Annotated in this window: 8 protein-coding genes and 1 riboswitch; of the genes, 3 read left to right on the forward strand and 5 right to left on the reverse strand. The window is 59.7% G+C overall.

The window, feature by feature from the left end:
* Positions 1–297: 297 nt before the first annotated feature.
* Positions 298–1,923: a chaperonin GroEL gene (groL, locus tag QP995_RS02695; RefSeq protein ID WP_284852881.1), complete on the forward strand. Its 1,626-nt coding sequence runs from the start codon at positions 298–300 to the stop codon at positions 1,921–1,923.
* Positions 1,924–2,263: 340 nt separating this feature from the next.
* Here the strand turns inward: groL and QP995_RS02700 are convergent, their stop codons facing one another.
* A complete protein-coding gene (locus QP995_RS02700; RefSeq protein ID WP_070437789.1) occupies positions 2,264–2,740 on the reverse strand; it encodes a DIP1984 family protein in 477 nt (158 codons plus the stop codon).
* Between the two features lie 153 nt (positions 2,741–2,893).
* On the opposite strand from QP995_RS02700, the gene ppk2 reads away from it, so the two are divergent.
* Positions 2,894–3,793: a polyphosphate kinase 2 gene (gene ppk2 / locus QP995_RS02705; protein WP_005510168.1), complete on the forward strand. Its 900-nt coding sequence runs from the start codon at positions 2,894–2,896 to the stop codon at positions 3,791–3,793.
* A gap of 285 nt (positions 3,794–4,078) precedes the next feature.
* Here ppk2 and QP995_RS02710 read toward each other — a convergent pair whose 3' ends face one another.
* Positions 4,079–5,200, reverse strand: coding sequence for a Dyp-type peroxidase (locus QP995_RS02710; protein ID WP_049190646.1), 1,122 nt, complete (start codon positions 5,198–5,200; stop codon positions 4,079–4,081).
* 193 nt (positions 5,201–5,393) lie between these two features.
* Positions 5,394–5,592: riboswitch (cobalamin riboswitch) on the forward strand.
* A 39-nt stretch (positions 5,593–5,631) separates the two neighbouring features.
* Between QP995_RS02710 and metE the strand changes: the two genes are divergently transcribed.
* Entirely contained in the window at positions 5,632–7,941 is a 2,310-nt protein-coding gene (gene metE / locus QP995_RS02715; RefSeq protein ID WP_284852882.1) for a 5-methyltetrahydropteroyltriglutamate--homocysteine S-methyltransferase, read from the forward strand.
* A 285-nt stretch (positions 7,942–8,226) separates the two neighbouring features.
* Here the strand turns inward: metE and QP995_RS02720 are convergent, their stop codons facing one another.
* The 3 genes from QP995_RS02720 to QP995_RS02730 all read right to left on the reverse strand — a co-directional run bounded on the left by QP995_RS02720 (position 8,227) and on the right by QP995_RS02730 (position 13,539).
* Positions 8,227–12,270 (reverse strand): Pls/PosA family non-ribosomal peptide synthetase, encoded by a 4,044-nt coding sequence (locus QP995_RS02720; protein WP_049194063.1) that lies wholly within the window; start codon positions 12,268–12,270, stop codon positions 8,227–8,229.
* Entirely contained in the window at positions 12,267–13,085 is an 819-nt protein-coding gene (locus tag QP995_RS02725; protein WP_070546605.1) for a MarR family winged helix-turn-helix transcriptional regulator, read from the reverse strand. Before QP995_RS02725 ends, QP995_RS02720 begins: the two co-directional genes overlap by 4 nt.
* Positions 13,086–13,242: 157 nt before the next feature.
* Positions 13,243–13,539, reverse strand: a complete 297-nt coding sequence (locus tag QP995_RS02730) for a rhodanese-like domain-containing protein (RefSeq protein ID WP_016421494.1) — start codon at positions 13,537–13,539, stop codon at positions 13,243–13,245.
* Between the last annotated feature and the right edge of the window lie 49 nt (positions 13,540–13,588).

The raw sequence follows: 13,588 nt of genomic DNA on the forward strand, positions 1-13,588 counted from the left end.
GCGTTGGAAGTGGCATAAGGAGTGACGCCAGGAGTGACAATGCTTAACCTTGCACTCGATGGGGTTGAGTGCTAGAAAAGTGAATTAGCACTTGCTCTAATTGAGTGCTAATAAAAACAACTTCACACCTTGTGTATGCGTGTGCTGAAACAAGTGTTGAAAAGTCGTTAAAAAGTACAGTGTTGACTCCGGTGATGGAGAGGGCGGCGCTTCCCTCGAATCACATGCCGTCGCGGGCGCCTGGGTCAACTTCCAATGTAAGTGCCACATAAATAGACGGAGGATTCTTCAAACCTCATGGCTAAGATGATTGCATTTGACGAGGAGGCCCGCCGCGGTCTCGAAACGGGTCTGAATACCCTGGCAGACGCTGTCAAGGTTACGCTGGGCCCGAAGGGTCGCAACGTAGTCCTCGAGCGCAAGTGGGGCGCACCGCTAATCACCAATGACGGTGTCTCCATTGCACGTGAAATCGAACTTGAGGATCCTTACGAGAAGATCGGCGCTGAGCTGGTCAAGGAAGTTGCCAAGAAGACCGACGACGTCGCTGGTGACGGTACTACTACCGCTACCGTTCTGGCTCAGGCTCTGGTTTCCGAGGGTCTGCGCAACGTTGCTGCTGGCTCCAACCCGATGGGCATCAAGCGCGGCATCGAGAAGGCTGTCACGGCTGTTACCGAGAAGCTCCTGGAGTCCGCTAAGGACATTGAGACCAAGGAGCAGATTGCTGCTACCGCTGGTATCTCCGCTGCTGACCCGGCTATCGGTGAGCTGATTGCCACCGCTATGGACAAGGTCGGCAAGGAAGGCGTCATTACCGTGGAAGAGGCCAACACCTTTGGTCTCGACCTGGAGCTGACCGAGGGTATGCGCTTCGACAAGGGCTACATCTCCGGTTACTTCGCCACTGACATGGAGCGCCAGGAGGCCGTTCTGGAGGATCCGTACATCCTCCTGGTTTCCGGCAAGATTTCCAACATCAAGGACCTGCTGCCGCTGCTGGAGAAGGTCATGCAGTCCGGCAAGCCGCTGCTGATCATTGCTGAGGACGTCGAGGGCGAGGCTCTGTCCACCCTGGTCGTCAACAAGATCCGCGGCACCTTCAAGTCTGTCGCTGTGAAGGCTCCGGGCTTCGGTGACCGTCGTAAGGCAATGCTGCAGGACATGGCGATCCTGACCGATGGCCAGGTCATCTCTGAGGAGGTCGGCCTGTCGCTCGAGACCGCTGACCTGCCGCTGCTGGGTCGCGCTCGCAAGGTCGTCGTCACCAAGGACGAGACCACCATCGTCGAGGGTGCTGGCGACCAGTCCGCTATCGAGGGCCGCGTCAACCAGATTCGCGCTGAGATTGAGAACTCCGACTCCGACTACGACAAGGAGAAGCTGCAGGAGCGCCTGGCTAAGCTCGCCGGCGGTGTTGCAGTCATCAAGGCTGGCGCCGCAACTGAGGTCGAGCTCAAGGAGCGCAAGCACCGCATTGAGGATGCCGTCCGTAACGCAAAGGCTGCTGTGGAAGAGGGCATCGTCGCAGGTGGCGGTTCCGCACTGCTGCAGGTCTCGCACGTGCTTGACGACGAGCTGGGTCTGACCGGCGACGAGGCAACCGGTGTCCGCATCGTGCGTGCGGCTCTCGCAGCTCCGCTGCGCCAGATTGCTCTGAACGCTGGTTTCGAGGCCGGCGTCGTTACCGAGAAGGTTGCTTCCCTGCCGCAGGGTGAAGGCCTGAACGCTGCTACCGGCGAGTACATCGACCTGATGGAAGCTGGCATCAACGACCCGGTGAAGGTTACCCGCTCCGCACTGCAGAATGCCGCTTCCATTGCGGCTCTGTTCCTGACCACCGAGGCTGTTGTCGCTGACAAGCCGGAACCGGCTATGCCGGCAATGCCGGGTGGCGACGAGATGGGCGGCATGGGCTTCTAAAAGAGGTCCCGACTGCTTGAGTTAGCCTAAAAAGCGCCGCTGAGGGAAATCCTCAGCGGCGCTTTTTGCTGTGTAACTTGAGAAAGTTTTAAGTCCCCGAACCCACCCTCGTTGCATCAGACGCCTCAGCGCTTGGTAGTGAAAAATAACCGATGATCTGTACCCATGTACGCAATGCCGAGGACTGTCTGTTATTAATCCTGCTGCCTCAGTACAGGTGAGATCTTTAGGTGTCCCCTTAAGGCCAGAGACAGGCCGTCGCGCTCGCCGACAATCTGGATGCAACTACCGACTTATCAAAGTGTGAAATTCTTCTGGCTTCGCTACCGAACCGTGCTTGCTATTCGGCCGGCTTATCCGCGGCCTCGATAAGCTCGGTTGACCAGTTCGCCTGCTGAATACGGGTATCCAAGTCCCGGTATTCCTTCGCCGCCTTGTCGGCTTTCTGGCGCAGCGACCGGATATCCACAGTGGCGACATAGCGAATCTCCGAGGCTGAGTATCGATCCCGCCGACCCGAGCCCTGATCGGCTGCGGAGGTGTAGAACCGCCGCCGTGTTAGCAGGTGGTCGCGCTTCGCAAGTGCGTCGCTAAGCGTTCCGTCCTCGAAGGCAGTAGCGGAATTCGTTGCGTTAATCGAGCGCACCAGCCATTCGAAGCGCGCCATCAGACGCTCGGCTTCGGCAATAAGCGCTTGCGGATCTTCATCAGGCGTATCGCCTTCCTGCACCTGCGCTACTAGCGAAAGACGGCGATTAATCTCAGCCAGCCGGTCGGAAACTTCGGATCGTGCGGCAAGAGCTTCGGATAACAACATGGCATTTATTGTACGCGCAGTGCTTATCGACGGTCGCTGCGTGCAGTCCCACCCCTCAATTTCGGTAAACCGGAACGTTAACTGCTGGGAAATTGCAGGTAAGGGCACCCGCATGGGGGACGCGTGGCAGAGAAATTCAGTAGGATAAGGGGTATGGCTGACAAGAATGAAGAGGAATTCCACATCGTCGATTTGGCGAAGACCGAAGGCTACGTCGTCGATGATTCTGATGAGGACGATCCGGTACTGGTCACTCCAGACGGTGAGCGGGTTGATACCTGGCGCGATGGCTACCCGTACGAGGAGCGCATGACGCGCAAGGAATATGAGTCTATTAAGAGGAAGCTGCAGATTGAGCTTCTGAAGTGGCAGAACTGGACCAAGGAAACTGGTCAGAAGCACATCATCCTCTTCGAAGGCCGTGACGCCGCCGGTAAGGGCGGTACTATTAAGCGCTTTAATGAGCACCTGAATCCGCGTGGTGCTCGTACTGTGGCTCTGGAAAAGCCGTCGCCGCGTGAGTCCACCTCGTGGTACTTCCAGCGCTACATTGAGCACTTTCCGTGCGCTGGCGAGATCGTCTTCTTCGACCGTTCTTGGTACAACCGTTCGGGCGTTGAGCGCGTGATGGGTTTCTGTACTGAGTCGCAGCACGCAGAGTTCCTGCGTGAGGTCCCGATGCTGGAGAACATGATTCTGGGCTCCGGTATTTCGCTGACCAAGCTGTGGTTCTCGGTGACTCAGAAGGAGCAGCGCACTCGCTTCGCTATTCGCCAGGTTGACCCGGTGCGTCAGTGGAAGCTCTCTCCGATGGACCTCGCATCGCTGGACCGTTGGGGTGACTATACCCGCGCAAAGGAAGAGCAGTTCCGCTACACGGATACCGATGAGTCCCCGTGGATTACCATTAAGTCCAACGACAAGAAGCGTGCCCGCATCAACGCAATGCGTTATGTGCTTAGCAAGTTCGAGTACACGGAGAAGGACCACGAGCTGGTTGGTACTCCGGACCCGAAGATTGTTAAGCGTGGCCGTGACCAGATTGGTGACTAGTTCGGTGGTCCGTGACTGACAAAGTTCTTGTCTAGAAGAAACGCCCGCAGGAGTGCTCAGGCACTCGGCGGGCGTTTTCTTATGGCTGGCGGCGGCGGGGCGATGCCCTTACGGCTGACGACGGCGGGCCAGTGCAAGTTAGTGACTGAGTTTATGTCAAAAACGGCCAGAAAATTGGCCCGAAAGTGTCATAAACTAGGTCAGTTTCACATTTGCAGCCCGTCAGATTTTAGTCCGTCAGGCCTTAGCCCGCCAAGTCAGTTTTTCGCCGCCAGCTTGCAGCCTCTACCCCTCAATCAACTCCTGTCCCCAGTAAGAATCAGGGGTAGTGCCAGGGGCGATCCAATACACAGCGGAGCCGATGTGACGGTTCCACTCATTGAGCAAATCGCCGCGATCCAAACGGGCCTGGATTGCACTGAATTGGTTGTCCGGGTTCTTCTGGAATGCAACCCAGACCAGGCCAACGTTCGGTCCTTCGAACGGGAAGGCCGGCTCACCGGGCTGGTCTTCGTAGGCATAGGCGCGGCGACGCAGGGCGTCGTCAGGCTGACCATCCTGCTCACGGGAAAGCGCCAAGTGAGACTGGCGGTGGATGAGGTACTCGCCCTGGTCATCGACGGCGTCCATGTCCTCTTCATCGAACTCGTCATTGCCGCCGGAAAGAGGAGCACCGGTGTGGAAGTCACGACCGATAACGATGGAACGATCGTCGGTGCTGAGCTCATCCCAATTGTTCAAGTCGAGCGCAATACGGCGAACAACCATCACGCACGAGTTGTTAATCGCCTTGTCCTTGGAGTCAATCCACACCTGTTCGGACCATTCCTCCGGAGTGGACGGGTTGACGGTGCCGTCGAGCTGGCCCAGCGGGTTGCGTGGGGTAGCGCCGTGAGGCTGCGAACCCCAGGCGTAGGAAAAGCCCTTCTGGAACCACTTCACGCGAGCCCACGGAGCCGCCTTCTTTTCCAGTAGACGGGACGCGGCCGAAACGGTGACGAGGTCATCACCACACAACTGCAGAGCGAAGTCAGACTGACCCCACTCAGGGCGGAGCATGTCATGCTGGAATGACGGGATATCGTGCAGACCAGCCGGCTTGCGCCCTGGTTTGCCGAGGACGTCGAAGATGCGCTCACCGAAACCGGCTGTGATAGTCAGGTTTGCAGTGGCTGCAACCATTTCCGGTTCCAGATACCCCTCGATGTCCTGGCCTTGGGTGAGGCGGCGGGCAACGTCGGTAAGCGAGGAGAACAGTTCCTTCAAATCTGCTGCGTCGATGCCGTCCTTCAAATCGAATGCGACGAGGCGGAGATGTGCTTGGCCGGGCTGTTCAACGCCTGACTGGACCGGGCCATCGAACGGAATCTTGGCGCCCCTCAGGGAAGGTCCGGAAGCCTGTGTCACTCGAGGTCACTCCTTGAAAAGAGGTAGAATAAATAGCTTTTATGACTACGAGCTTAATCACTTTGGTCCCAGCAGGAGAGCATCAAAGCAAAGGCTCGGGGAGGGGGCTAAGTGAATGAGATATTTGTATATTGCGATATACTTCACATCCACAGCCGCCTCGAAGGTGTTCATTAAGGAAAGTGCTGCATATCGCACGTTTTCCGCGCAAGGTGTGTTTTGAGCCTAGCGCGCATAAGGCCTTCGAGTTATGCAGGGGAATCCCGGTGCAAGTCCGGAACTGTCCCGCAACGGTAAGCATCACTGCCAGAGCTTTGGTTTATCCGACGCGTTGATAACCAATCTTTTCAGTGATGACAAGTCCGAATGCCTGCCGGTTGTGCAATTTCATACCCGATGCTGATCACGACTGACGAGGAAATCACGAGATCATGGCAATTCACGCAACCCTCGCGGGCATTCCGCGGATAGGGCGTAATCGTGAGCTCAAAAGAGCTCTGGAAAACTACTGGCGCGACCCGGCGACCGGCGGCCTGCTGGCCGCGACGGCGCGCAACACTGTCAATAGCTACATTGGCGCAGCGCTGAAGGCAGGAATCGACTCGGTTCCGACAATTGGGCGCTCGTTCTACGACTCTATGCTGGATACATCGGCGCTGCTCGGAGTGCTTCCAGCCCGCTTCCAGAATGTCCCGAAAACGGACGGTTCCAACCTACCGGAATGGATCAACCACTACTTCGCCGCCGCTCGCGGTACGAAGACGCAACCGGCATCCGCAATGACCAAGTGGTTCGACACCAATTACCACTACATTGTTCCGGAGCTGTCAGCCGATACTGAATTTACCTCTGACCTCACTGACTGGTTGGATGATTCCTGCAGCTTGAACAATGGCGCCACAACGATGCTGCGCCCTCATTTGATTGGTCCTGTGACCTACTTGAGCCTGTCGCGTACCGACGATGGTTCGAACCCACTCGGCCTGCTGGAAAAGTTGACCGATGCGTACGCGGAAATCATCGCTCAACTGGGGGATAAGGGCTTTGAGTGGATTCAGCTCGATGAGCCAGTATTGGTCACTGACCTCGATGAAGTGACTCTTGCTAGGACTCGCCAGGTCTACGAGAAGTTGGCCGACGTGGCGGAGTCTGCGAATACCAAGTTGTGGGTGCAGACCTACTTTGGTGATGGTGATCAGGCGCTGGAAACCCTTTCTGGCACAGGCGTGCAGGCCATTGGTTGCGACCTGGTAGCAGGTAGCTCCGAGTTGCCGCATTGGACTGGCAAGGAACTGCTGGTTGCGGGCATTGTCGATGGTCGTAATGTGTGGCGCACCGACTTGGATGCAGCTCTGGCGACGCTGGAGAAGCTGGCAGCCCGAGGCCCCATCGCGGTGTCGACTAGCTGTTCGCTGCTACACGTGCCGTATTCCCTGACAGCGGAAGACCCGAGCGAAGAGGATGCCGAGGTGCTGCAGTGGCTGGCCTTCGGGGATGAGAAAATCGCCGAGGTGACCCTCTTGGCGAGAGCGCTTGATGCCAGGTTGAATGACCACCAACTCGATGCCGCGGATTTGAAGGCGTTGAGTGAGTCCCGGGCCGCACTGGCATCGAGGGCAGAGTCGAAGCGGATTGTTAAGCCTGAAGTTCGTGAAGCTTTGGCGGCAATCGAGGCCAGCGACCGGACTCGTTCCCCGTTTGCAGCTCGCCAGGCGGCTCAGGCTGAGGCCCTTAACCTGCCTCCGCTGCCGACCACCACAATCGGTTCCTTCCCGCAGACCAATAGCATTCGTCGTGCACGTGCGCAGTTGCGCGCGGGAGAGCTCACCCCAGTCGACTACGAATCAGCAATGCTCGCTGAAATTCGATGCTCCATTGAGCAGCAGGAAGAATTGGGACTCGATGTGCTGGTTCACGGCGAACCTGAGCGCAATGACATGGTGCAGTACTTCTCGGAGCAGCTGGACGGCTACCTCGCGACCGCCAATGGCTGGGTCCAAAGCTATGGTTCCCGCTGCGTGCGGCCGCCGATTCTCTACGGTGATATCACCAGGCCAGAGCCAATGACGGTGCAGTGGTACAAGGCAGCGGCAAACATGACTGACCTTCCCGTCAAGGGAATGCTCACCGGGCCGGTGACCATGTTGGCATGGTCGTTTGTCCGTGATGACCAGCCCATCGGTGACACTGCGGATAACGTTGCGCTGGTTTTGCGCGATGAGATTGCAGATCTCGTGGCCGCTGGAGCGCAAATCGTGCAGGTCGATGAGCCAGCCATTCGCGAGTTGCTGCCCCTGAATGAAGCGGACCAGCCCGCCTACCTGAAGTGGGCCGTAGGTTCCTTCCGTCTGGCTACCTCTGGTGTGGCTGACGACATTCAGATTCACACGCATATGTGCTACTCGGACTTCAATGAGCTTATCGACACCGTCGATGATCTCAACGCCGATGTCACGTCCATCGAAGCAGCTCGCAACGGTATGCAGGTGCTCGCAGCGCTGAAAGATGAGGGATACGTTCGCGGGATTGGTCCAGGTGTCTGGGACATCCACTCGCCTCGCGTGCCGACGGACGGAGAAGTCAACCAGCTCGTGGAAGATGCGCTTGAAAGCGTTGACCCCAACCTGCTGTGGATTAATCCGGACTGTGGTCTAAAGACCCGAGGTTGGGAAGAGGTTACGGCTTCACTGAAAGTATTGGTAGCCGCAGCTCAGCAGGCTCGGTTGCAGCTAGCAGAGTAAGTCGCGAACTGCATAGCCGCAAAATAAATAGTGGGTTAAGTAGCAAAAAGTGTGTCCGCTCGGCGTGTCGCCGGGTGGGCACCTTTTGCTACTTAGCCCTACTTAGCCCCAATGCGAGTTAGTGACCTCGGTTATGGCTGGCAGCGGGCCAATGGAGTTACTGACCGCGTTTATAGCAAAAATTGTCCGAAAAATGGCTTGAAAGTGTCATAAACTCTCACAGTTTCACATTTGCAGCCCGTCGTGCCTACCAGGCTCCTACCTAAGCCCCCCACTCAATCCGGGCTACTTCTTGGCCACCACTGGCTCAATTGGGTTACCTCGCCAGGAGGTGTGCGCAGGAACATGGTCACCGCGCATGACGAGAGAACCGGGTTCGACGCGGCAGCCGTCGTCAAGCACAGATGCCGGCAGTGCGACTGAGTGCGGTCCTAGGACGGAGCCGTGTCCGATGTGGACGGTGTCGAGCGTCATCACGCGGTCGGTGAACAGGTGCGTCTGAACGACACAACCACGGCCGACAGAAGCGCCCCGCTCGATTTTGACAAGGTCGGTCTCGGGCAGCCAGTACGTCTCCAGCCACACCCCGTGGCCAACGTTCGCGCCGAGCAGACGCATCGCGCGTGCGATACCGCCGGTGGCCATCGCCGGGTTCAGGTACCACGGTGCGGCAACCATTTCGACGAATGCATCCTGCAGCTCATTGAGCCAGACGAACTTGCTCCACAGTGGGTGATCACCGGGCTTGTGCTTGCCGACGCACACCCACTTGGCCACGACCGTGATGAGCAGCCCCAGCACACCAACAATCAGTAGCACGGCAGGGGAGAGCAGCCACGCGACCAGCAGGCCGAGCAGGGCAGCGCCAACGCCACCTGCAGTGACCAACTCCGCGGTGAACATGCCAAGGGCCTGCAAGATAAACAGCGTGACCGTAGCCAACATGAGAGAGACCATCGGTGCCAGGACGCGCAGTGTCTCGACGATGCCGCGGGCGACCTTCAATCCCGTAGTCGGACGGTAGGTCTGCGCCGACTCATCGCTGGAGACGGTGCCCACGCGGCGCATGCGCTCTGGCGGCGAACCCCACCAGTTGGAGCCGGACTTGGTCTTCTTCGGGGTAGAGGACAGCACGGCCACCAGCGAGTTCTTCGCCAGCTTGCGTTCTGGAAGCGTGATGCCGGAGTTGCCCAGGAAGGCGCGCTTGCCGATGCGGGAGTCACCCACCAGCAGCCAACCGCCGCCGAGCTCGTAGCTGCCGACCATGGTGTCGTCAGCCAAGAAGGACTCGTCCTTGACGTGCAAGAACTTCGGAATACCGATCGCGGTGGAGACTTCGCTGTCGTGACCAATTTGGGCGCCCAGTGCACGCAGCCACAGCGGCGTCAACATGGAGGCGTAGATGAAAAATAGGTCGTGACGGGCAGCGTCCATCAGGCGAATTGTCGCCCACGACTGCCAACCCACGCGCGAACGCACCGGGAACACTCCCGGCTTCAGGCCGATGCTGAACAGGCGCACGAGAATCAGCGTCAGCAGGGCATACACCGCAACACCGACGAAGGTGGCGGGAATAGCCCACAGCACGGCGCTACCCAGCGTTGGCCAGAGATTCGAGGTGGTTAGCTCGGTGGTGCCGTCGATAAGCCCCGTGCCCCAACCGATGACAGCAGCCATCGCGACCGCAGCGGACAGCGGCACCAGCGTCAGTAACACAGCAGTAAGACCGTAGATAGCCACCCAGTGGCGACGCGCCGGCGGGACTTCCTCCGGGAAGCGGTGCTTGGACCGGCCGACCTTGCGAGCCGGGGAACCCGACCAGCGCGCACCAGCCTTGACCTTCTTTTCACCGGTGACGGTGGAACCCGCCTCGATGTGAGCGTCATTGCCGATACGCGCGCCGGGCAGCAGCGTGGAACGGGCACCGATGCGGGCGTGCTTGCCAATAGTGACCTCGCCGACGTGGACGACATCACCATCGACCCAGTATCCGGACAGGTCTACCTCCGGCTCGATCGAGCAGTAATCATCCAGTTTGACCAGACCCGTCACCGGCGGCAGCGCGTGCAGATTCACGCCCTTACCAATGCGGGCACCCAGCATGCGGGCATACCACAGCACGAACGGAGCGCCCGCCACTGAGTGGGCGCCGGAGCTCTCTGCCAGGCGTTCAGCCGCCCATAGGCGCAGATGCACCGAGCCGCCACGCGGGTAATCACCCGGGGCGATGTTGCGCGTGAGCAGGCGTGTCGTCGCCGCGTTGATGGGCATAACCCCCAGCGGGGTCAGGAACAACACGGCCAGTACAGCCACCAACCAGCCTGGTAGTGCCAGCGGCCCGCCGATAACCCAGTTGATAATCGCAAGCCACGTTACCCAGCGCATGCCACGTGCCCACTGCAGAGGCACCATGAGGCCGACCTGCGCCCAACGGGTCTTGCGGGAGACAGGCGTCGGCTCGGGCACCTTTTCCAGGTGGGCGGTGGGGTCTGGCGCGTCGGCAAGCATGTCGTCGCTGATGAAACCGCGAGCGACCAATTCCTCGGCGAGGTTTCCCAGGCGTGGGTGGTCGTAGAGATCGCGCACGGCGACCTGTGGGGCGCGCTGACGAATGCGCGCGATGACGCTCGCCGCCGCCAGCGACGTGCCGCCCAGGGCGAAGAAGTCCGAGGCTGCGCCGGGCGCAGGTACGGACAGCACGTCGGCCCAGATATCGGACAGCCATTTCTCCACAGGGCTCAGCTTGTCGACGTCGCCCTCACCCGCACGTGCAGGCAGTGGCCACGGCAACGCCGCCTTGTCGACCTTGCCGGAGGTGCGAACCGGCAGCTCATCCATGATGTGCAGGCGTGGCACCATCGCGGCTGGCATGGCATCGCGGAGGGTGTCCATGCACTTGTCGTAGTCCATGGCTGCGGCGTCGCCACCGGCGCCGACGTAGCCGACCAGGATGGAGTCGCCAGCACCGGTCTTCTGCACCACGACAGTCGCCTGAGTAGCGCCGGGGAGGGCAGCCAGGTGCGCCTCGACCTCGCCGAGCTCAATACGGCGCCCGCCGATTTTCACCTGATCGTCGACGCGGCCGGTGAAGTACAGTCCGCCCTCATCCATGATGACGTGGTCGCCGGTGCGGTACGCGCGCTCCCAGCCCAGGGCTGGCAGCGGCGCGTACTTCTCGGCGTCCTTCTCCGGATCCAAGTAGCGCGCGAGTCCCACACCGCCGATGACTAGCTCACCCTTCGTGCCCGGTGGGACGGGGTTGCCCTCCTCGTCGATAACGGTGAGGTCCCAGCCGTCCAGAGGAAAACCAATGGTCACGGGCTTGCCAGGCTTCAGCTCGATGCCGGAGGCCACGACGGTGGCCTCGGTGGGGCCGTAGGTGTTCCACATCTCGCGCTCAGGGGTGGACAGGCGCTCGACCAGCTCTTGCGGGCAGGCTTCGCCACCGACGATGAGTAGGCGCACGCTGTCGAGTGCTTCAGCGGGCCACAGGCCGGCCAGTGTTGGGACCGTGGAAACGGCCGTGATGTGGCGGGAAATCAGCCATGGGCCCAGGTCTACACCGGAGCGCACCAGCGAACGTGGGGCCGGCACCAGGCAGGCGCCATTTCGCCAGGCCAGCCACATTTCCTCACAGGAGGCGTCGAAGGCGACGGACAGTCCGGCGAGAACGCGGTCGTCCGGGCCGAGCGGCCCTTCCGGGTGGTTGGCCAAGAACCAGCGGGCCTCCGCATCGACAAAAGCGGCGGCGCTGCGGTGGGTGACCGCCACGCCCTTGGGCTTGCCGGTGGAGCCAGAGGTGAAAATAATCCAGCAGTCATCGTCAGGAGTGGGCTCCTGCGAGATGATCTCGCGTGCGTTCGGCGGCGTCGGTTCCGTCGCTTCCTCGTCGGAGTCGGCGTCGAAGTCCAGCGGGCGGGGGCGATTACGCGCCGTAGAGCCAGCCAAATGTAGGCCTTCAGCATCGAAGTAACCAGCGATACCGGCCTCGCCGAAGACCATTTCGGCACGCTCGTCGGGGTCGTCCGCATCCACCGGAACGTAGGCGGCACCGGCAGCCATGATGGACAAAATTGCCAGGTAGAGCTCGCGGCTTCCCGACGGCATCCGCACACCAATGCGGTCGCCGCGACGGATGCCCTGTTCGTAGAGCCACGTAGCTGTGGAATCAATCTCGTTGATTAATTCCGCATACGTGACGACAACCTCGCCGTCATCGATGGCCTCAGCCTCAGGGAACCTTCGCGCGGTCGCCCGGACAATGTCAATGAGTGTGCGCTCAAGCGGCTGTTCCGTAGCACGTAGGAACTTCGCTTCAGTGGTTGTCACTTAGAAGATCCCTTCTTATTCTTCTTGCGCTTTTTCTTCTTCTTCGACTTCTTCCGTTTAGGACGCTGGGCATCGCTTGACGACGTCGCCTGCGTCTTATTCTCCGCCATGTTCTTGGTGTCTGTCTCAGTGGCCGTGACCTCTGGGGTAGCGGTCTCGGGGTTCTTCGCGCCGGCATCGGTTTCGGGGCTTGCAGCGGAGTCGTCGGCAAGCGATGCAAGCAGCGCGCGTACCTCGGGTGCGCATTCGGCGACGGCGGCGCGTTCGGCTCTGCGGAGTGAGCGTCGCAGAGATGCGCGGGTGGTGTTGCCCGTTTCTGTCAGCGCGATGAGCTGGCGGCGTCGATCCTTGGAGTCTCGGGTGCGTTCGACTAGATTTGCCGACTCCAGAGAGTCAATCAGGCGAACCATGTCAGAGCGGTCCATGCCGAGCAGCGCGCTCAGCTCGGTTTGAGCCATGTCGCCGCCATCGGCGATAGCCTCCAGAACCCAATACCCGCGGATGGAAATCGACTCAATCTGAGTGCGGCCCAGAGCCGCGTTGACACTGGCGCGGACAGCCGCATCGAGCTGTGCCAGGCACCAGGACGCGGATTTGCGCAGGGCGGCCGGTGTGACGGCGAGTTCGCTTGCGGAGCCGGGCTTGCACTTGGACTTAGCGCTGGCCTTGTTTTTCGCTTTCGCTCCCTTGCGAGCCTTCTTCGCCTTGGTGCTGCTCTGTGCGTCGACAGCAGGCACCTTCGCGTCTACGGCGGCTGCCACACCACCGCTGGTGTCGGCTGAGTCCGCCGAGGAAAGTACGGATGAATCAGACATACTTCCCATACTAGACAATCTGGGGAACCATCAATAATGGGACATGGCCAACTAATAATGTCCCTGTTTGCCTGCGGATTGTTAGAAGGTCGGTGCTTTGGGGTGGGTAGATAAAAGAAAAACTGCCCTGCAGGTAGGCAGGGCAGTTGTAGTTGATTTAGTTGGCCTTCTCCATTGGGCGGCCGAAGTGCTCCCAGTCGATCATGCCGCCGGTGATGACGATGGTGTCGATACCGTTCTTCTCCAACCAGGAAGAAACCTGAGCGGCACGTCCACCGGAGCGGCACATCAGGTAAATGTCGGAATCCAAATCTAGCTCGCCGTAGCGGGACGGAATCTCTTCCATGGGGATGTGAACGGCGCCGGTGGCGTGGCCGTCATCCCACTCCATCTGTGAGCGGACATCAATGATCTGTGCGTCTTCGGGTACTTCAGATACGTTTACGGTTTCCATAGTGCGCACTATACGCAATCTGGCCTTATCGCCGGAAGCACAAAGGCCG

It is taken from the genome of Corynebacterium sp. MSK032, assembly GCF_030232065.1.
Lineage (GTDB): Bacteria > Actinomycetota > Actinomycetes > Mycobacteriales > Mycobacteriaceae > Corynebacterium > Corynebacterium jeikeium_D.